This window comes from Paraburkholderia sp. SIMBA_030 (genome assembly GCF_046535245.1).
GTDB lineage: Bacteria > Pseudomonadota > Gammaproteobacteria > Burkholderiales > Burkholderiaceae > Paraburkholderia.
Genome location: NZ_JAWRXB010000221.1, coordinates 1 through 320, shown reverse-complemented (window position 1 = coordinate 320; position 320 = coordinate 1). Strand labels below are relative to the sequence as shown.

At 68.1% G+C, this 320-nt stretch carries 1 protein-coding gene; it reads left to right on the top strand.

Annotation, left to right across the window (positions count from 1 at the left end; translation table 11 throughout):
- On the top strand, window positions 1-320 hold a 320-nt coding region (locus SB772_RS39755; protein WP_410838487.1), incomplete at both ends, for a peroxidase family protein.

Genomic DNA, 320 nt, shown 5'->3' with positions numbered 1-320 from the left:
GGGGCTGATCTACGTGAACCCGGAAGGTCCGAACGGCAACCCCGATCCCGTCGCCGCGGCAAAGGACATTCGCGACGCGTTCGGCCGCATGGCGATGAATGACGAGGAGACCCTCGCGCTGATCGCGGGCGGTCACTCTTTCGGCAAGACCCACGGCGCGGGACCGGCGACCCACGTGGGCCCCGCTCCCGAAGCGGCTCCCGTCGAATTGCAGGGCCTCGGCTGGGCTAGTACCTACAAGTCGGGCACGGGCGGCGACGCGATCGGCAGCGGCATCGAGGTGACGTGGACACAAACGCCCGCGCAATGGAGCAATGCCT